The organism is Chitinophaga sp. HK235 (assembly GCF_018255755.1).
Classification (GTDB): Bacteria; Bacteroidota; Bacteroidia; order Chitinophagales; family Chitinophagaceae; genus Chitinophaga.
In genome coordinates, this window is sequence record NZ_CP073766.1 from 299985 (window position 1) to 323447 (window position 23463).

Below are 23463 nucleotides of genomic sequence, written 5' to 3' on the forward strand. Positions count from 1 at the left end.
ACGCTGCATCTGCCGACAGACAAACCCCGTCCTGCCTACATCAATTATACCGGGGCGGATATTTCCTTTACGCTGGATAAAGCCACCAGCGATGGATTACGGGTCCTCTCCCGGAACCAGGAAGTAAGTATGTACAGTGTACTGCTGAGTGGCTATTACCTGTTGCTGGGCGCTTACAGCAATCAAAGGGATATCGTATTGGGCAGCCCTGTGGCCAACCGCCACTACAGCGAAATTGCGGATGTTATCGGTTTCTTTGTCAATACACTTGCCCTGAGAGAAGAAATAGATCCTGAACAACGGATAACAGACTTCATCCGTCAGGTGAGTGAATCCGTGATAGGAGCCCAGCTGCATCAGGACCTGCCGTTTGAGAAGCTGGTGGACGAATTGCAGGTAGAGCCTGATATGTCGCGTCATCCTGTATTCCAGACAACTTTCAGTATTCAGCATTTTGGTGGTAATGGCCCTGATACGTCGGGCCTGTTTGCTCCCTACGGAGCCAGTGGCTATTATAAAGTCGCTAAATATGATCTGAGCGTTATACTGGATGATAGCAGTGAAATGATCACGGGTGCTTTTAACTACGCCCTGAGCCTTTTTGAAGCCACTACGATTGAAGGATATATTAGCACCTATAAGGAAATTTTACGTCAACTGGCGCTTGCCGGAAAAGAACTGCAGATAAAATCACTGCGTTATCAGCCGGCAACAGAACGTACGGCGATGTTGGCTGAATGGAATAACCCATTACAAACGTTCCCGGTAGACAAGCCCGTTCACCGGCTGTTTGAAGAGCAGGCTGCTGCTCATCCTGAGCGGACTGCTGTTGTTTTTGAAGATGTACAATTGTCTTATGGAGAGTTAAATACCCGTGCTGATGAACTGGCAGCATATATACGTTACCGTTATCAGCTGAAACCGGATGATCTGGTAGGTATCTGCCTGGACCGCTCCGAGCATATGCTGATAGCCATCCTCGCGGTGCTCAAGGCCGGCGCTGCCTACGTGCCCATGGACCCTGCTTATCCTGAAGAAAGAATCACCTATATCCTGTCAGATACGGGAACGAAAGTGGTGTTAACCAATGAAAAACAGGTGTCGCGGCTCTCAGCTCTGTCGGCGGAAATTACCGCTGAAGCTATTGACCATCGGCACTTTGTGTCCGAACAGCCTGTATTGCCTCCTGTGGTAACCGCACCAGAACATCTGGCTTACGTGATTTATACCAGCGGTACTACCGGTCAGCCCAAAGGTGCGATGATTGGGCATCGCAATGTTGCCCGCCTGTTCCATGCCACAGCGGCCTGGTATCATTTTGATACTACTGATGTCTGGACTTTGTTCCACTCCGTAGTATTCGACTTCAGCGTATGGGAGATATGGGGAGCTTTGTGTTACGGTGGTAAGCTGGTGGTTCCGTCAACGGAACAAACTAAAGATCCTTCCCTGTTCTACGACTTGTGTGAGCGGGAAGGCGTGACGGTGCTGAACCAGACACCGGGTGCTTTTTATCAGTTCATCGCAGCGGCACAACAGAAAGCTAGTCGCTTGACACAACTGCGATATGTGATCTTTGGTGGTGATGCACTGAACCTGGCACAGCTGAAACCCTGGTACAACCTGTATGCCGATGATGCCCCACAGCTGATCAATATGTATGGCATCACGGAAACAACGGTCCATGTGACCTGGAAGGCGCTCAGCGCAGCTGAACTGGACAAGGGCTCTCTGATCGGCCGTGTGATCCCTGATCTGCAGGCATACGTGCTGAATGAATACCTGGAGCCGCTTCCACAGGGAGCGGTAGGAGAGCTGTATGTAGGAGGTGCCGGCGTATGCCGTGGTTATTTAAACCTGCCATCGCTGACGGCTACACGCTTTATCAAGGATCCGTTTACCGGTGGTAATGCAAGGCTTTATAAAACCGGCGACCTGGTAAGGCAACTGTCTAATGGCGAACTGGAATATATCGGCCGTGCTGATTTTCAGGTGAAGATCAGAGGTTATCGTATAGAACTGGGCGAGATAGAACACCGCCTGGCCAGCTATCCCGGCGTAAAACAAGCCGTGGTGCTGGTGAAAGAACAGGTGGGCAACAAATACCTCGCCGGCTACTATGTAGCTGATGAGGCTTTGGATCATGAATCCATGCTGGAATATCTGGGTTCTTATCTGCCTGAATATATGTTGCCGGCGGCTCTGGTGCATCTGCAACAATTACCGTTGACCATCAACGGGAAGCTGGACCGTCGCGCTTTACCGGAGCCGGTATTTACCGATAGCAATCATTACCGTGCCCCGGAGAATGATACAGAAGCCACGATGTGCGCCATCTATGGCCAGGTGCTGGGTATAGCCGGAGATAAGATAGGCGTAGATGATGACTTCTTCCGGCTGGGTGGTGACTCCATTGTGAGTATCCAGCTGGTGAGCCGTCTGCGTCAACAGGCCGGTATTCATATCACCGTAAAAGACATCTTCCGTTACCGTACCATTGCCTCGCTTTATACGAATGTGATTGTCGCAGGTACTGCATCTGCAGTACAATTGGAAACAGAACAAGGCATCCTGTCCGGGGAAGTGCCACTGCTGCCAATACAGCGCTGGTTCTTTACCAATGTCTCCAGTGGCCTGCTGCCGAAGTTTCAGCACTGGAACCAGTCTTTCCTGATCAATGTACCGGTACTGGATAGGACACTGCTGGAACGCACACTGACAGTATTGCTCAATTATCATGACGGGCTGCGTTTACGCTATCGCCCTGACGGTACGCAATACTACAGTGAAGAAGCTACCAGCATAGACATCCGCCGCCTGGATATCAGTACCCTGGAGACACCTGAGGAACTGCATACTATACTGAGCTCCTGGCAGGCAGACTTTGACATCTACGGAGACCGGTTATTACAGGCCGGTTACCTGGAAGGCTACGCAGATGGGCGTGCCCGTCTTTTCCTGGCCATACATCACCTGCTGATAGACACCGTAAGCTGGCGTATGCTGATGGCAGATATGGAACGTATTTACAATCATCTGTCAACAGTAACTACAACGGATACACGTTCACTGATAGAATGGTTGGGCCCCAAAGGTAGTAGCTACCGTCAGTGGGCAACGCTGATCTCCGGCTATGAGTTGTCTGTAACAGAACAGGAATACTGGTCTGATCTGTTGCCTGGAATAAAGGCAGGTAATGCCCTGCTGGAAAGCTTGTCTACACCCAATGTAAATGCTGCGTCCCTGTTGTTGGATACAGCATATACCGGCCGTTTGCTGCGTGAAAGTCACCATGTCTACAATACACAGATTAACGATATTCTGTTAAGTGCTCTGGGTGTCGCACTCTCGCGCATTACGGGAGAAAAAAGTCATTATATATTGCTGGAAAGCCACGGCCGTGAGGCACTTTCGGCATCGATTGATATTACGCATACCAGTGGCTGGTTTACTACCATGTACCCTGTAGAAATCACCAGCGAAAGCGATGACTATGGTGCACAACTGGTAACAGCTAAAGAAACCTTGCGTGCAATACCGGCTAACGGTATCGGCTATGGGATATTGACAAACTATGATCCTGAAGGATTACCTCGCATCAGTTTCAACTACCTCGGCCAGTTCGATGGACAGGAAAGTGCCGCTGGCAGCGGATGGCAGCTGACAGGGGAAAGCAGTGGCCGCACTATAGATGCCTCCAACGGCGATCATCACCTGATCAACATCAACGGATTGGTGATAGGGGGCCGTCTTCAGTTTAATATCTCCGGCAGCATAACAGCTGATCTGCTGACTACCCTGGCAGCACAGTATCAGCAGGTATTGGAAGACGTGATTGAATGGCTGGGCCTTGCATCGCGTACCTGGCTGACGGCCAGCGATACAGATAATATCGTCTCCAACGCCTGGTTATCGGTGTTGCAATCACAGCAGGAAGTGTCCGGCGTTTACCTGGCGGGCAGCCTGCAGGAAGGCTTTATCTATCATGCGTTGCATCAGGGAGAGGTGGATGATGCCTATCGTGTGCAACTGTCATGGGACTACCATAACGCCATCAACCCGGCCTTGCTACAACAGGCCTGGCAGTACGCACAACAGCGCTACAGTGCCCTGCGTCTGCGTTTTGCCTGGGAGCATGAGCTGGTGCAGATCATAGACCGCCATGGACATACTGACTGGCGTTACCTCGATATTAGCAATCAGGACAAAACCTCACAGGAGGCTTACCTGAAAGAACTGATGGTACAGGACCGTACGTTGCCTTTCGACCTGTCAGCAGGTAACCTGTTCCGGATATACCTGGTGAAACGTGGAGAGCGTGAGTGGAGCAGTCTTTTCAGTAATCATCACGCCATACTGGATGGCTGGAGTATGCCATTGCTGCTCAACTACGTACATGTAGTATATCTGCAGTTGTTGAAAGGAGTACCAGTAGTGGTGCAGGAAGATCATAGTTATGCTGAAGCGCAGCGTTACCTACAGGAACACCGTCAGGATAATGAAGCCTACTGGACTGCTGCGGTTGGTCAACTGGAAGAGCAGGAAGACCTGAGCAACCTGCTGCGTGCAGATCAGCGCCATATCCGCTTATCGGATTATCGTCATATTCTGCAACCGGCGGAAAAGACATTGGTCATCAGCGGTGCCCGTTATGAGGCGCTGAAACGCCTGTGTGCTGCCAGTGGTATTACCCTCAATGCCGTGCTGCAATACTGCTGGCATCGTCAGCTGAGTCTTTACGGCAATACCCGTACAACTGTAGTGGGGATGACCGTCTCCGGCCGTAACCTGCCCATTAACGATATAGAACAATCCGTAGGTCTATATATCAACACACTGCCGGTAATTATGGAACACGGCGCTGGTAGCGTATTGTCGGCTATCAAACATTTACAGGCCCATATTGGTGAGGTGAACAGCCGCAGCGATGTGAACCTGGGCAGGCTGCAACCTGGCGGTGAACGCCTGTTCAGCAGTCTGTTTGTATTTGAGAACTATCCGGTACCCACAGGAACGGAGGACGACGGAAGTGGGCTGTCCATTCAGCTGACTGGCAGTGTAGAAAAACTGGACTATCCGCTGGCCGTGGTGGCTGCAGAACGTGGCCAGGTAATCAGCCTGGAACTCAAATATGCAGCAGAGCTGTTTGATGAGGCTACCATAGCACAATTGCTTTCCGGCATGGAATTGGTCCTGGAACAACTAACAGCACATCCCGATATCGCGGCATCATCGCTGGTACATCTGCGCGAAGCGCAATACCAGCAAATGATCTTCGACTGGAACAATACTGCTCATGATTATCCTGCTGACAAAACCATTCATCAGCTGTTTGAAGAACACGTGGCGTCCACTCCTGATGCCATTGCGCTGGTGTATGAAGATGTCCGTCTGTCTTATGCCGTACTGAATGCAAAAGTTAATCAGCTGGCTACGTATATGCGTACCCATTATGAGTTGAAGCCAGATGATCTGGTAGGACTATACCTCGACCGTTCGGAACAGATGGTGATAGCAATATTGGCAGTACTGAAATCCGGCGCTGCATATGTACCGATAGATATCGCTTACCCGGATGATAGAATTAGCTATGTTTTATCGGATACAGCAGCCCAACTGGTGCTGACCAATGAGGTATATCAGCATAAACTAACACAGTTTACCACGGCAGCTGTTGTAGCAATAGATAACAACCTGTTTGTGCAAACGCTGGCCACGTTTCCTGTCGACAATCTGTATCATATCAATACTGCAACCGACCTCGCTTATGTAATATACACCAGTGGTACCACAGGTATGCCCAAAGGCGTGATGATAGAGCACCATAGCGTGAACCGCCTGGTGAGGAATGTAGGTTATGTTGATTTTACAACGGAGGATCATGTTCTCACCATTGCCAATTACGCTTTTGATGGTTCTGTACTTGAGATCTTCGGTGCACTGCTCAACGGTTGTCAGCTTGTGATCGCGCCTCAGGGGGCAGCACTGGATCTGCAACAACTGGAAAAACTGATGGTGCGGAACCAGATCACCATCAGCGTTTTCACTACTTCGTTGCTTCACCGCCTGATGGATGAAAAACTATCCTCCCTGTATCAGTTGAAATATATTATTGCCGGTGGTGAACAGTTGTCCTACATCCATGCTGCGGAATTCCTGGAACAGGCCAACACTGTAAAACTGGTTAACGCTTACGGACCTACGGAAAGTACTACCATTGGAACAACCTATTTATCTAATAATTATCAGACATTATCTGCTACCATCCTGCCCATGGGTCGCCCTATGGAAAATACTGTAGCATATATACTGGATAATGAGCTGCGGCCCGTGCCTGTTGGCGTGGCGGGAGAACTGTATCTGGGTGGAGCCGGTATTGCCCGCGGTTATCTGAAACGACCTGAGCTGACAACAGAACGGTTTATCGCCAATCCTTTCTCTACAGAAAGCGAAAAACGGAAGGGAATAAATCAAAGGTTATATAAGACAGGAGACCTGGTAAAATTCCTGCCCGACGGCAATATCGAATATATTGGTCGTACGGATTTCCAGGTGAAGCTGCGCGGTTATCGTATAGAGTTGGGCGAGATAGAACATCGTATCACAGGCTATCCTGGTATTAAACAGGCCGTCGTGTTGTTGAAGGAACAGGCCGGTGGCAATAAATACCTGGTTGGTTATTATGTGGCGGAAACAAACATCGATCATACGCTTTTGTTAAGCCATCTGGAAGCACAGCTGCCGGAATATATGGTGCCCACAGTATTGATCCCGCTGGAACATTTACCATTAACCGTTAATGGAAAATTGGACCGGCGCGCTTTACCGGATGCTATATTTACAAATGAACATCACTACCGTGCCCCTGAAAATGATATAGAAGCTGCATTGTGTGGTATCTATGGCGAGGTATTGGGAATAGCGTCAGATAAAATCGGGACTGAAGATGACTTCTTCCGGCTGGGTGGTAACAGTATCATGGCCATTCGCCTGATGAACCGGCTGAATACGGAATTGAATGCACAGATAAGTATATCCGGGATATTTACCTGCCGGACTATCCGTAAGCTTGCAGGTTACATACAGCATAGTGATGCTGAGCATGTAAGCATAACCATTCCGGTTGTTACTGATGAGGAGCAGCAATTGCTGTCTTTTGCACAGGAGCGTTTATGGTTTATTGAAAATTATGAAGGGGGAAGCAATGCTTATAATATACCGGTGACGCTCCGGCTACAGGAGCATGTGAATCCGGCAACACTACTGCAGGCTATACGGGCTGTGGTCAGCAGACATGAGATACTGAGAAGTTTGATTAAGGTAAATGCTGAAGGAGACGGGTATCAGATGGTGCCTGATGAAAGTAAATATCCTGTAGCTATAGAGGAATATATGCTGAATGATCATGCTGCTCTTGCAGAAACAGTGGATATGAATGCCCATCATATATTCAGACTGGATGAAGAATATCCTGTGAGGATAAGGCTGTACACCCTTGCAACAGGAGAACGTTATCTGAACATGGTATTACATCACATTGCATTTGATGGATGGTCTACCGGTATTCTGTTGCGTGATTTGCTGAACTATTATCATTATTATGAATGCCATGAAGCCGGCGATATTATACTGGCAGAAAAATACCTGCCTGCGCCGCTACCCTTGCAGTACCGGGATTATGCCCTGTGGCAGCGTCGCTATCTGAAAGACGCGGTACTGAATAAACAGCTGGATTATTGGAAAAATAAATTATCCGGTTATGAAACCCTGCATCTGCCAACTGACAAGCAGCGTCCGGAACATATTAACTATGAAGGAGCGGATGTGGGTTTTGTAATAGATAAGGCTGTAAGTGATAGATTGAGATTGTTGTCCCGAGAGCTGGAAGTGAGTATGTACAGTGTGTTGCTGAGTGGTTATTATCTCCTGCTGAGTACATATAGCAATCAGCAAGATATTTTAGTAGGTGCCCCTGTCGCGAATCGTCATTATGGAGAAATTGCAGATCTGATTGGTTGCTTCGTCAATACAATGGTATTGCGCGAGGAGATAGATCCGGAGCAGCGAATAACAGACTTTATCCGTCAGGTAGGTACTTCGGTAGTTGCTGCACAGTCGCATCAGGACCTGCCTTTTGAGAAACTGGTAGATGAGTTGCATATAGAACCGGATACATCCCGTCATCCGCTGTTTCAAACGGCTTTCAGTTTGGAGGATTCCGATAATAATGAAGCCATTGGTAAGCTCTTCCTGCCTTATAATAATGCTGGCGGGTACAATATTGCCAAATATGACCTTACTGTTTTGCTCAAAGATAGCGGGGAAGAGATATATGGAGCATTCAACTATGCAACGTCCTTATTTGAAGGAGAAACGATAACAGGTTTTGTCAATACTTATATCACTATTCTTGAACAGCTGTCGGCCGGCGAGGATAGCCGGTTGAAGTCGCTGGTCTACTTGGACGAAGTGCAATATCAGCAGATGGTCATTGACTGGAATGATACTGTTGGTGATTATCCTGTTGATAAAACTATTCATCAGTTGTTTGAAGAACAGGTGGCGGCCAGGCCAGACGCTACAGCTTTGGTATATGAAGGCGTTCGTCTGTCCTATGCATCGCTGAATGCAAAAGCCAATCAGCTGGCTTCCTATATCCGTGACTGTTATAATTTGCAGCCTGATGATCTGGTGGTTTTATGTCTTGACCGATCAGAACACATGATAGTGGCTATACTGGCTGTGCTGAAAGCCGGAGCTGCCTATGTGCCGATAGATGCTGATTATCCAGATGACAGGATCGCTTATATTTTATCTGATACCGCCACCAAACTGGTACTGACTAATGAAGTGTATCAGCATAAACTGTCTCAGATCGCTACAGTAGCCGTTAGGTCAATAGACAGCGATGAACTGATATCGGCTATAGCTGATCTTCCGGTGGATAATCTGCTGCATATTAATACTGCTGCTGATCTGACTTATGTGATGTATACCAGTGGTACTACCGGTGTCCCCAAAGGAGTGATGATCACCCACAGGAATGTGGTACATATGGTGAAAGATGTGACTACTATCAATATTGATGAAACAGACAGGCTACTGGCAGTATCCAATTACACCTTTGATGGCTCAACCTTTGATTTCTTCAATGCACTGCTGAACGGTGCGTCACTTGTCTTGTCAGACAAGGATCTTTTGCGGGATATGGACAGGTTCGGCCATAATCTTAAGGAAGAACAGATTACTGTCTTTTTAGTGACCACTGCATTGTTTAATCTGCTGGTGGATGAATCACTGCCCGGATTAAATAATCTGAAATATATCTTATTTGGTGGGGAGCGTGGTTCGGTTAAGCATGTATCAACGTTCCTGAAAAATTATACTTCGGTGCAGCTGGTGAATGCATACGGTCCTACAGAAGCAACCGTTTATGTCACTTCTTTCCGTTGCAATAACCAGGAGCATGTAACGAATGGTGTAGTTCCCGTTGGACGCCCCTTATTGAATACATCTATCTATGTGCTGGATCGTAATCTTCGTCCTGTGCCGGTCGGTGCTGTCGGAGAATTGTATGTGGGAGGCGATGGGGTAGCCCGTGGTTATCTCAATCAGCCGGCACTTACAGAAGAACGTTTTATTAAAAGCCCTTTCAATAGGTCAGAAGAAAATATTCGCCTGTATAAAACGGGAGATCTGGTGAGATACCTGCCGGACGGTAACATCGAATACATCGGCCGCGCAGATTTTCAGGTGAAATTACGTGGTTACAGAATAGAGCTGGATGAAATAGAGCAACGTATACTTTCCTGTCCGGGTATTCGTCAGGCGGTGGTATTGGTGAAGGAACAGGAAGGGGGAAATAAATATTTGGCAGGCTATTATGCCACTGATGAAGATATAACCCAGACAACATTATCAGCTTATCTGAATAAATCGCTGCCGGAGTATATGGTGCCGGCTATCCTGGTGCCGCTGAAACAATTGCCCTTAACGGCTAATGGGAAGCTGGACCGTCGCGCATTGCCGGATCCGGTTTTCACGGAGAAACATCATTACCGGGCCCCGGAGAATGATATAGAATCGGCATTATGCAGCATCTATGCTGAAGTGTTGGGGAGAACACCGGATACAATTGGAACAGAAGATGACTTTTTCCACCTGGGAGGTAACAGTATTATGGTGATTCGCCTGGTGAACCGTATCTATAAAGTGACGGGTATACGAATAAACGTACCGGCGGTTTTCACCTTCCGGACTATCCGTAAACTCGCTGTTCACCTGCAGGATGGCGGTAGTGAACACGTAAGCTTCACGATACCGGTCATCACATCTCCGGAAGAACAGTTACTATCCTTTGCGCAGGAACGTTTATGGTTTATAGAAAATTATGAAGGTGGCAGCGGCGCCTACAATATTCCACTGGTATTGCAACTGCATGCAGATATAGATAAGGCATGCCTGGTGCAGGCGTTGAGGGCTGTTGTGCATCGTCATGAAGTATTAAGGAGTGTGATCAGGGTAGGTGTAGATGGGCAAAGTTATCAGGAGGTGATGAATGATACTGTTTATCCATTGCAGATTACAGAAAAAATATTGCATACTGAACAGGAGCTGGACAGCGCCCTGATGGAGAACGCGAGTCATGTGTTCAGACTCGAAGAAGAATATCCGGTGATAGCAGCTGTATACAGTTGTCAGAATGACAGTTATTTGAGCCTGGTATTGCACCATATTGCATTTGATGGGTGGTCGGCAGATATTTTACTGCGGGAGCTGTTGCAGTATTATCATCATTATGTCGCACTGTATGCCAACGATACTGTTAAAGCAGCCACTTTTGCCGTACAGCCCTTGCCGTTACAGTATAAGGATTTTGCCTTGTGGCAGCGGCAGCACCTGAGTGGTGCCACCTTAGACAAACAATTGTCTTACTGGAAGAATAAGCTTTCAGGTTATGAAACGCTGCAGCTGCCCACAGATGCTCCCCGTCCGCCTAAAGTGAGTTATGCAGGTGCTGATATGGTGTTTCGTCTGGACAAGGCCACCAGCAATCAGCTGAGGGTTGTCTCCCGGGAACTGGAGGTGAGTATGTACAGCCTGTTACTGAGTGGTTATTATTTGTTGCTGGGCAGTTACAGCAACCAGCGTGATATTGTTGTAGGCAGCCCTATCGCCAATCGTCACTACAGTGAACTGGCGGATGTTATCGGGTTCTTCGTGAATACACTGGTATTGCGGGAAGAGATAGTTCCCGAACAGCGACTGACAGATTTCATCCGTCAGGTAGGATCTTCAGTGGTTACCGCCCAACTGCATCAGGACCTACCATTTGAAAAACTGGTGGAAGAACTGAAAATCGCACCGGACGCTTCCCGTCATCCTATCATACAGGTGATATTTGACGGACATAACTTCGGGGGGCATAACGGAACTGAAGGAAGCCACTTGCTTAAACCGTATATCCGGCAATCTGACGATAAGGTGGCGAAATTTGATCTGGCTGTGATGATCAGCGATGGTGATGAAGAAATTCAAGGTGCCTTTAACTATGCTACCAGTTTGTTCAAAGAACATACGATAAGGGGTTATATCCATACTTATAAGGAAATTTTAAGTCAGCTGTCTACACTGGTGAAAACCAGTACAGAACAGGTTAAATCCCTGCGTTACGTGGACGAGGCACAGTATGACAGCATTATACATCGGTATAGTGATACAGCGAAGGGATATCCCACAACAGCCACGATTCATGGATTATTTGAATCTCAGGCGGCGCTGATACCCGACCAGACGGCCATCGTATGTGGTGACCGCAAGCTGAGCTATCGCGAGCTGAATGAACAGGCTAATCAGCTGGCAGCCTACCTGAAGAAAAATTTTGATGTGCAGCCGGATGACCTGATTGTACTCTGCATGGATCGTTCAGCAGATATGCTGATAGCGATGCTGGCTATACTCAAGGCAGGAGCTGCCTATGTACCGGTGGATGTTTCCCATCCTGATGACAGGTTACATTATATCATCAGCGACACCCGTACCAAAGTGGTGCTGAGCAACGAACAGCATACGGAGCGTATCAAATCGCTGACAGAGGGACTTTCCTTAAAGGTGCTCAATACGGAAGATATTTATTTCCAGACGAGTCTGTCTGTAAGGTATAGTGGAGAAAACGCCTCGATTGCAGTAGCTCCTTTGCAGCTGGCCTATGTCATCTATACCAGCGGTACTACAGGCCGTTCCAAAGGCGTGATGGTAGAGCATCGGAATGTGGTTAATTATCTGTTCAATGTGCAGGATATCTTACCGGAAGATCTTACCCGTGTTGATTTTTCAGGGAATTTATCTTTCGATCTATCGGTAACGACTACACTATATCCATTGTGTTTTGGCAAATGCCTGTATATTTTTGAAGGTAGTATAACCGATGTGGCAGCTTATGAGCATCACCTCACCACTCACGGCATAGAGCTGGTGAAGAGTACACCGGCGTACCTGTCGCTGCTGGGCAGTCGCGAAGTCCGCATCAAAACGGCGATAGTAGGAGGAGAGAAGCTGCTGCCTCACCAGATTGGGCGGATACTCTCCGGTTTCACAACGATCATCGACGAATACGGTCCAACAGAAACTACGGTAGGAGCTACTTATTATCGTATAGACGATACTGTTACCAGATTTTCCATAGGTAAGGCTTATCATCATTACAGCATTTATGTGCTGGATGATCAGCTGCGACCGGTACCAGCCGGGGCTATCGGAGAGCTTTACATCGGCGGAGCCGGAGTGTCGCGTGGGTATCTGAACCAGCCGGAGTTAACCCGTGAACGTTTTATGGAGAACCCTTTCGGACTGAAGGGGCAGCTGTACAAGACAGGTGATGCGGTAAGGTACCTTTCTGATGGGAATCTGGAATACATCGGCCGTACTGATTTTCAGGTGAAGGTCCGTGGTTACCGTATAGAACCGGGTGAGATAGAACACCAGCTGACGGCTTATCCCGGCATCACCGATGCTGTGGTGCTGGCGCGGGAGCAGGCTGATGGCATCCACTACCTGACGGGATATTATGTATGTGCTGAAATACTGGATGAACAAGTGTTACGTGACTACCTGGGCAGCTACCTGCCGGAATATATGATCCCGTCTGTGCTGATGCGGCTGGGAGCCTTGCCACTGACGGCCAATGGAAAGCTGGACCGCCGTGCTTTGCCGGATCCTGCTTTTACAGGTGAGGGCAGTTATGAGGCGCCGGCTAATGCAATGGAGAAACAATTATGCGCCGTGTTTGGTGAAGTACTGGAACTGGATGCAGGCAGCATCAGCGTGACGGACGACTTCTTCCGCCTGGGCGGTAACAGTATTCTCGCGATCCGTCTTGTAAACAGGCTGAATACCTTGCTGGGCACAAAAACAAGCGTGGCTGCAGTGTTTAACGGCCGCACCATCCGCAAACTTTCGGCAGTATTGCAGGAAGGTAGCGGTGATCATGTGAAGATTACAGTGCCGGTTATCAGCGCTCCGGAAGAGCAGTTGTTGTCCTTTGCGCAGGAACGGTTATGGTTTATTGAGAATTATGAAGGCGGTAGCAATGCTTATAATATACCACTGGTACTGAAGTTACAGTCACAGGTGCACATCGATCTCCTGTTACAGGCGCTGCGGGCTGTCATTCATCGTCATGAGATACTGAGGAGCAGGATAAAGACGACGGCAGCAGGACAGAGTTATCAGGTGGTCCAGGATGATACGATACATCCGTTTGAAATAGAAAGCCGGGAGTTATTCTCTGAAGCTGTGTTGAGGGAAGAGCTGTCTACACAGGCGAATCGTGTATTCGTACTGGATAGGGAATTCCCCATCAGGATAACATGCTATAAGTTTGAAGCAAACATTTACCTGAGTATCGTGCTGCATCATATAGCATTTGACGGCTGGTCTACGGAAATCCTGTTGCGTGACATGGTGAGTTATTATAACCATTACGAAACACTTGCGGCCGGAGAAGTGGTAGCGGCAGAAAAATATCTGCCTGCACCATTGCCCTTGCAGTACAAGGATTTTGCTTTATGGCAGCGGCATTATCTGAAAGATGCGGTGCTGGACAAACAATTGTCCTACTGGAAGGATAAATTATCGGGTTATGAAACACTGCATCTGCCAACAGACAAACCCCGTCCGGCCTATATCAATTATACCGGGGCCGATATTTCCTTTGCGCTGGATAAAGCCACCAGCGATGGATTGAGGGCTCTCTCCCGTAACCAGGAAGTAAGTATGTACAGCGTGCTGCTGAGTGCTTATTACTTGTTGCTAAGCGCTTACAGCAATCAGCGCGATATCGTATTGGGTAGTCCGGTTGCCAACCGTCACTACGGAGAGATAGCGGATCTGATCGGTTTCTTTGTGAATACACTGGCATTGCGGGAAGAAATAGATCCTGAACAACGGATAACAGACTTCATCCGTCAGGTGAGTAATTCCGTGATAGGAGCCCAGTTGCATCAGGACCTGCCGTTTGAGAAGCTGGTGGACGAATTGGAGGTAGAACCTGACATGTCGCGCCATCCTGTATTCCAGACAATTTTCAGTATTCAGCAATTTGGTGGTAATAGTGCTGACACAGTTGGTCTGTTTACTCCCTACGGAGCCACTAGCTATTATAAAGTTGCCAAGTACGACCTGAGCGTTATACTGGACGATAGCCCCGAAATGATCACGGGCGCCTTTAACTATGCCGTGGGCCTTTTTGATGCGGCTACCATCGAAGGATATATTAGCACCTATAAGGAAATTTTACGTCAACTGGCGGTTGCAGGCAAGAATCTGCAGATAAAATCACTGCATTATCAGTCGGAGATGGAACGTACGCTGATGCTGGCTCAATGGAACAATACCGTACAGACGTTCCCGGTAGACAAACCCGTTCACCGGCTGTTTGAAGAGCAAGCTGCTGCTCATCCTGAGCGTATTGCTGTTGTTTGTGGAGATGTACAGCTGTCTTATGGAGAACTGAATGACCGTGCTGATAAACTGGCAGCATATATACGTCACCGTTATCAGCTGAAGCCGGATGACCTGGTAGGCATCTGTATGGACCGCTCTGAGCATATGCTGACGGCCGTACTGGCTGTGCTCAAGGCCGGCACTGCCTATGTGCCAATAGACCCCGGCTATCCTGAAGAGAGAATCGCCTATATGCTGTCGGATACAGGTATGAAAGTGGTTTTGACCAATGAGGAATACGCAGCACGACTCTCAGTGCTGTCAGCAGCAGTAACTGCAGAGGTTATCGGCCACCGGCCTTTGGTATACGAACAGTCGGTATTACCTCCTGTGATAACTGCGCCTGAGCATCTGGCTTATGTTATTTATACCAGCGGTACAACAGGCCGTTCCAAAGGGGTGATGGTAGAGCACCGGAATGTGGTCAACTATCTGTTTAATGTACAGGATATGCTGCCGGAAGATCTTACCCGTGTTGATTTTTCAGGGAATTTATCTTTTGACCTATCGGTAACGACTACCCTGTATCCGTTGTGTTTTGGAAAATGCCTGTATATTTTTGAAGGCAGTATAACAGATGTGGAAACTTATGAGCGTCACCTGATCACCCATGGTATTGAACTGGTGAAGGGTACACCGGCGTACCTGTCGCTGCTGAATAATCCGGAAGTACGTGTGAAAACGGCTATCGTAGGAGGGGAGAAATTGTTGCGTCATCAGGTCAGCCGGATACTTTCCTGCTTTACGACTATCATTGACGAATACGGCCCGACAGAAACTACGGTAGGCGCCACTTATTATCGTATAGACGACACTGTTACTGAGTTTTCTATTGGCAAGGCCTATCATCATTACAGCGTCTACGTATTGGACGATCAGCTGCGCCCGGTGCCGGCCGGTGCTACCGGAGAACTTTATATCGGAGGAGCAGGCGTATCGCGTGGATATCTGAACCGGCCGGAACTGACCCGTGAACGTTTCATAGAAAACCCATTTGGCGGCGGCCGTCTGTATAAGACCGGCGATGCGGTAAGATACCTCCATGATGGTAACCTTGAATACATTGGTCGTACGGACTTCCAGGTGAAGGTGCGTGGTTATCGTATAGAGCCAGGTGAGATAGAACACCAGCTGGCGGCCTATCCCGGTATCACCGATGCAGTGGTGCTGGCGAGGGAGCAGGCTGACGGCCTCCATTATCTGACGGGTTATTATGTATCTGCGGAAACGCTTGACGATCAGGTTTTACGCGACTACCTGGGCAATTATCTGCCTGAATATATGATCCCGTCTGTGCTGATGCGACTGGATGCCTTGCCGTTGACGGCTAATGGAAAGCTGGATCGCCGCGCTTTACCAGAGCCGGTATTTACCGGCAGTGATCATTACCGTGCTCCGGAAAATGAGACAGAAGCAGTCATGTGCACCATCTATGGTCAGGTGCTGGGCATATCCGGCGATCAGATAAGTGTGGATGATGACTTCTTCCGGCTGGGTGGAGACTCCATTGTGAGTATCCAGCTGGTAAGCCGTCTGCGTCAACAGGCAGGTATTCATGTTACCGTAAAAGACATCTTCCGTTATCGCACCATTGCTTCTCTATATACAAACGTGATTGCTGCGGGAGCCGCATCTGCAGTACAACTGGAAACAGAACAGGGTATCCTGTCCGGAGAAGTGCCATTGCTGCCCATACAGCGCTGGTTCTTTACCAATGTCTCCAATGGCCTGCTGCCGAAGTATCATCACTGGAATCAGTCTTTCCTGATTAGTGCACCTGTACTGGATATGACGCTGCTGGAACGCACACTGACGGTACTGTTGAATTATCATGATGGGCTACGTTTACGCTACCGCCCTGATGGTACACAATATTATAGCGAGGAAGTAACCAGTGTGGACATCCGCCGTCTGGATATCCGCACGCTGGAAACACCTGAAGCCCTGCATACATTACTGAGCTCCTGGCAGGCTGATTTTGATATCTATGGAGACCGGTTATTACAGGCCGGCTACCTGGAAGGTTACGCCGATGGGCGTGCACGCCTTTTCCTGGCGGTACATCATCTGCTGATAGATACGATGAGCTGGCCTATGCTGGTGGCGGATATGGAGCGTATTTACAATCACCTGTCTTTGGTAACCACAACGGATATACGGTGGTTGGGCCCCAAAGGCAGCAGTTACCGTCAATGGGCAGCGCTGATCGCTGGCTACGAGTTGTCTGCTGCAGAACGGGAATACTGGTCTGATCTGTTGCCTGCAATAAAAGCAGATAATGCCCTGCTGGAAAGCCTGTCTGCATCAGCTGTCAGCTACGCATCCCTGTTGCTGGATACTGCAGCTACCGGGCGCCTGCTGCGTGAAAGTCATCATGTTTATAACACACAAATCAATGATATTCTATTAAGCGCCCTGGGCGTTGCCCTGTCTCGTATCACAGGAGAAAATAATCATTATATATTGCTGGAAAGCCAAGGCCGCGAGGCACTTTCGGCATCCATCGATATTACGCATACCAGTGGCTGGTTCACCACTATGTATCCTGTAGAGATCATCAGTGAAGGCGATGATTATGGCGCCCAACTGGTATCTGCCAAAGAATCCCTACGTGCGGTACCGGCTAACGGTATCGGTTATGGGATATTGACGGGCTACCGTCCTGAAGGCCTGCCTCGTATCAGCTTCAGCTACCTCGGCGGGTTTGATGGGCAGGAAAGTGCCGCGGGCAGCGGATGGCAGCTGACAGGAGAAGATAGTGGCCTTTCAATAGATGCCTCCAATGGCGATCATCAGCTGATCAATATCAATGGGCGGGTGATAGGCGGCCGTCTTCAATTCAATATCTCTGGTAGCATAGCAGCTGATCTGCTGGCCACGCTGGCAGCACAGTATCAGCAGGTGCTGGAAGAGATGATCGAATGGTTGGGGCGCGCACCGCGCACCTGGCTGACGGCCAGCGATACAGACAATATCGTCTCTGATGCCTGGTTATCGGTGTTGCAATCGCAACAGGAAGTATCCGGTGTATATCTGGCCGGCAGCCTGCAGGAAGGCTTTATCTATCATGCGTTGCATCAGGGAGATGTAGACGAAGCCTATCATGTGCAGCTGGCCTGGGACTATCACAATGCCATCAATCCCACCCTGCTGCAACAGGCCTGGCAGTACGCGCAGCAGCGCTACAGTGCCCTGCGTCTGCGTTTTGCCTGGGAACATGAACTGGTACAGATCATAGATCGTCATGGACATACTGACTGGCGTTACCTCGATATCAGCCATCAGGATAAAACCTCACAGGAGGCTTCTCTGAAGGAGCTGAGGGCACAGGACCTTATGTTGCCTTTCGACTTGTCAGCCGGTAACCTTTTCCGGGTATACCTGGTGAAGCGTGGGGATCGTGAGTGGAGCTGTCTTTTCAGCAACCACCACGCTATACTGGACGGATGGAGCATGCCGTTGCTGCTCAACTATGTACATGAAGTGTATCTGCAGCTGTTGCAGGGTATGACTGTAGTAGTGAAGCAAGACCAGCGTTATGCGGAAGCGCAACGTTATCTGCAGCAACATCGTGAGGATAATGAGTCCTACTGGACCTCAGCGGTTGATCAGCTGGAAGAGCAGGAAGACCTGAGTAGCCTGCTGCGCACAGACCAGCGCCATATCCGCTTGTCTACCTATCGTCATATTCTGCAGCCGGCAGAAAAGGATCTGGTCATCAGTGGCACCCGTTATGAAGCGTTGAAACGTCTGTGTGCTGCCAATGGTGTTACCATCAATGCTGTGTTGCAATATTGCTGGCATCGGCAGCTGAGCCTTTACGGCAACACGCGTACAACTGTGGTGGGCATGACCGTCTCCGGCCGTAACCTTCCCATCAATGATATAGAAGAATCCGTAGGTTTATATATCAACACATTACCGGTGATCATGGAACATGGGGGTGGTAGTGCATGGTCTGCCATTCAACATTTACAATCCCATATTGGAGAGGTAAACAGCCGCAGTGATGTAAACCTGGGCCGGCTGCACCCCGGCGGCGAACGCCTGTTCAGCAGCCTGTTTGTGTTTGAAAACTATCCGGTACCGGCAGGAACGGAAGGCGAAGGAGGTGAGCTGTCCATTCAGCTTACGGGTGGCGCTTCGAAACTGGACTATCCGCTGGCCGTAGCGGCTGTAGAACGTGGCCAGGTACTCAGCCTGGAACTCAGGTATGCTGCAGAACTGTTCGATGATGCTGTCATGGCACAATTACTCTCCGGCATGGAACTGCTCCTGGAACAACTAACAGCACATCCCGATATCGCAGTGTCATCGCTGGTACATCTGCGCGAAGCGCAATACCAGCAAATGATCTTTGACTGGAACAATACCGTTCGTGATTATCCTGCTGACAAAACCATTCACCAGCTGTTTGAAGAACAGGTGAAAGCCAGTCCTGACGCTATCGCGCTGGTATATGAAGATATACGCCTGTCTTATGCCACGCTGAATGCAAAAGCCAATCAGCTGGCTACGTATATGCGTACACATTATAAGCTGAAGCCCGATGACCTGGTAGGGTTGTACCTCGACCGCTCAGAACAGATGGTGATAGCAATACTGGCGGTACTGAAAGCAGGTGCTGCATATGTACCGATAGATATTGCTTACCCGGATGACAGAATAAGTTATATTTTGTCGGATACCGCCACCCAACTGGTACTGACCAACGAAGTATATCAGCAGAAACTGACCCGTCTCACCACGGCAACCATCACGGCAATAGATAATCATGAATGGGTAGAAACGCTGAATGGCCTTTCTACAGCCAATCAGCCCCATGTTAATACATCTGTCGATCTGATGTATGTGATGTATACCAGTGGTACCACCGGTATGCCCAAAGGAGTGATGATCACACACAGGAACGTAGCCCGCCTGGTGAAGAATACGGACTATGTTCGTATTGATGCCACAGACCGGATCATGGGAATATCCAATTACGCTTTTGATGGTTCTACCTTTGATATCTTCGGTGCATTGCTCAATGGTGCATCGCTTATTCTCTCTGATAAAAATCTCCTGCATGATATTGCCAGGTTCGATAATATACTTCAGACAGAGCAGGTGACCATCTTCTTTATCACCACCGCGTTATTCAACCTCCTGGTAGAAGAATCGCTTCCGGGATTAAAAAACCTCAGGTACATCCTGTTTGGAGGGGAACATGTTTCGTTTAAACATGTAAGCACCTTCCTGGATAACTACCCTTCGGTCACCTTGTTGCACGTGTACGGCCCTACGGAGACCACTACTTTTGCCACTTCTTTCCGTTGCAATAACCAGGTGAACGCAGCAGATGGTATTGTGCCCATTGGTCACCCATTATCAAACACATCTACCTATGTACTCGACAACAACCTCCGTCCGGTGCCATCCGGCGCCATCGGAGAGTTGTACATCGGCGGCGACGGCGTGGCAAGAGGATATCTCCATCAACCGGCACTCACACAGGAACGGTTTATTCACCATCCTTTCAGCAGGCCGGAAGAAAACAACCGCCTCTATAAAACAGGAGATCTGGTGAGATACCTGCCCGATGGTAACATCGAATACATTGGCCGTACCGATTTCCAGGTGAAGCTGCGCGGCTATAGAATAGAACTGGACGAGATTGCCACCGCTATCAGCAGCCATGGAGAAATAAAACAAAGTATCGTAGTAGTTAAAGAAAACACCGATGCAGAAAAAACAACGAAGTACCTGGCGGCTTACTATGTAGCAGCAACAGCTGTGGAAGATGCGGCGTTAAGAGAGCATCTGTCTGTTTCACTGCCGGATTACATGATACCGACGGCATTTATCCATATGGACAAACTACCGCTGACGGCTAATGGAAAGGTAAATCATAAAGCGTTGCCAGAGCCGGTGCTTACCAATGCAACCGAATCGGAGTCTTTACCGAAAACCGCAATGGAGGCCGTGCTTCGTGAGATATATGCTGAAGTGCTCAGAATACCGGCAGCCGGCATCAGTATCCGCGATGATTTCTTCCGCCTCGGAGGCGACAGTATCCTCGGTATCCAGTTGCAAAACAGGATCAGACAGCAGCTGGGTGTGAAGGTGAATATGAAGGATATCTTTACTTACCGCAGTATCGAACAATTGCATGATAAAGTGATTTCGAAGGCTACAGGACCAGTCAAAATAATAGCAGAACAGGGGCTGTTAAGCGGGGAGGCGGCATTGTTGCCGATACAGGAATGGTTCTTCAGCCATCCGTTAAACTATCCGCATCACTGGAATCAATCATTTGTAATACGTACCGGAGAACTGGATGTCGCTTTGTTGCAACTGGCGCTGAAAGAGCTGACTGCATTCCATGATGCCCTGCGTCTGCGGTATCAGGCAGATGAAACAGGACGATACGGGCAGTATTACCATCCGGAAGCGGAAGCGCCTGAAATGAAAGTGCTGGATATTCGTACCATTCCGCATGCTGAAGATAGTACAGCGTTTGCTGTAGAGCTGCAGCAGATACTGACAGTATACCAGCATCATTTTAATCTGAGTGAAGGACCGTTGTATAGTGTGGCTTATCTCCACGGATTTGCGGATGGTAGTACGCGGATATTCTTTGCGCTTCACCATCTCATTGTAGATGCGGTGAGCTGGCGCATTCTCCGGGATGACCTGCAAACCATTTATACGGCATTGGCTGCCGGTAGTCCTGTTACATTGGGTAATAAGGGTACCAGTTACAGGCAGTGGGCTGCCTTCTTAAAGGACTATCATCTGGAACATGCAGATGAGATCAGCTACTGGAAAAAAACGATAGACGGATACCGCAGTTCACCGGATGTCATTTCCCAACTGGCAGAAAAAGAAACTACCCAACATCATACCGTCACCAGCCTGGACAGCGCAACTACGCGATTGTTACTGACAGAAGCTGGAAAAGCCTACCATACCACGATCAATGATTTGTTGCTTGCGGCATGGGGATTAACGCTGTCGTCCATCACCGGCAACGCAGACCATTACCTGGTGATGGAAGGCCATGGTAGGGAAGAGGTAACCAATATTGATTTATCCCATACGGTTGGATGGTTTACTACTATGTATCCTGTTTGTTTGCATACTGTCCCCGGAGATGTTGGAAGCACTATTCTCAGCGTGAAGGAATATTTGAGGGCTATACCCGGTAAAGGTCTTGGGTATGGTGCATTGAACGGATATGTCAATGATGCATTGCCGCGTATCTCCTTTAACTATCTGGGCCAGTTTGACAGTAGACAGGAGGCGGAAAATAAGCTGCAGGAATGGGCGTTCACGGAGGAGCCGGCAGGAGTACCCGTCCTTGATAATATAGATCATTATCTGATTGTCGTAAACGGCATGGTGATTAACGGTAAGATGAGATTTGATATCAGGGGCAAGCTGAGCCAGACAATAATGGAGAGGCTGGCAGTCGTATTCGGCGAAATGCTGGCAGCTGTAGCTGAACATTGTCTGAACAGAGAGACGATATATTCACCAGGTGATTTTACGGAAGATTTTGACCCATTCATAAAACTCAATCCGGATACGGAAAATGGAACTATACTGTTTTTGCTGCCACCGGGAGGAGGTGGAGCAGAAAGTTATCTGGGAAACATCATCTCACAATTGAAAAACACCCGGATGGTTGCTTTCAATAACTACTATGTGCATCTCAAACAAAAACTGACGGAGGAAGAAATCCCACAGATCAGCTATGAATTCCTTGCCCGCTACTATGTAGACCTGATCAGGAAATTACAGCCATCAGGCAGGTATCATCTGTTCGGATGGAGTTTTGGAGGTACATTGGCTTTTGAGATTGCAAGGCAGTTGACAGCAAGTGGTTTGGAAGTGGAGAAACTGGTAATGGTCGATTCTTTCTTCAGGTGCCGATATGTTTCTGAATTGTATCATTCTGCAGGGCTGGGAGCAATTAACATTAATTATGACCCGCAGCTGAAAGAACAGATTGCAAGGCATATCCTGCTTTTCAAAGCCACCAAACTGGGTGAACATATACTGCAGGCTGTCACGGCAGAATATGTGGAGGTGATCCGCCATTACGTCGCATCAACAGATAACTATCTAACCGAAGTATTGCAGGGTGATCCTGCGGAGATCGTGGAGATTGACAGTGACCATGATTCATGGGTGCACGATCCTAACATCGTGAAAAAAATTGCAGGACGTTTATAGTGAAATAATCCGGTAGCAGATCTGCTACCGGATTATTTCATTAATGTTATGTTAGTACTCCGAATTTTGTTTGTTGTTTCTTTGCTGAAAGATTTTTGCAGTTGAAAGGATTATTTTTAATTTCTGTAAACATAATGTTTGCGGTGGGCTGCAGAAATCGAGGAAACCCTTTTTATAGCTGTTGTGTTGTTAAAGCAGCCATTGCCTTCTGTTTTATGGCAGATGCATACCATATATAAA

1 protein-coding gene (cut by a window edge) is annotated in these 23463 nt (G+C 48.5%); it reads left to right on the top strand.

Annotated features, from left to right (window positions below):
* Positions 1-23223: the 3' portion of a non-ribosomal peptide synthase/polyketide synthase gene (locus tag KD145_RS00805; protein WP_212004035.1), read on the top strand. It extends 21273 nt beyond the left edge of the window; the window shows 23223 of its 44496 coding nt (coding positions 21274-44496); the start codon falls outside the window, past its left edge; the stop codon is at positions 23221-23223.
* Positions 23224-23463 lie beyond the last annotated feature (240 nt).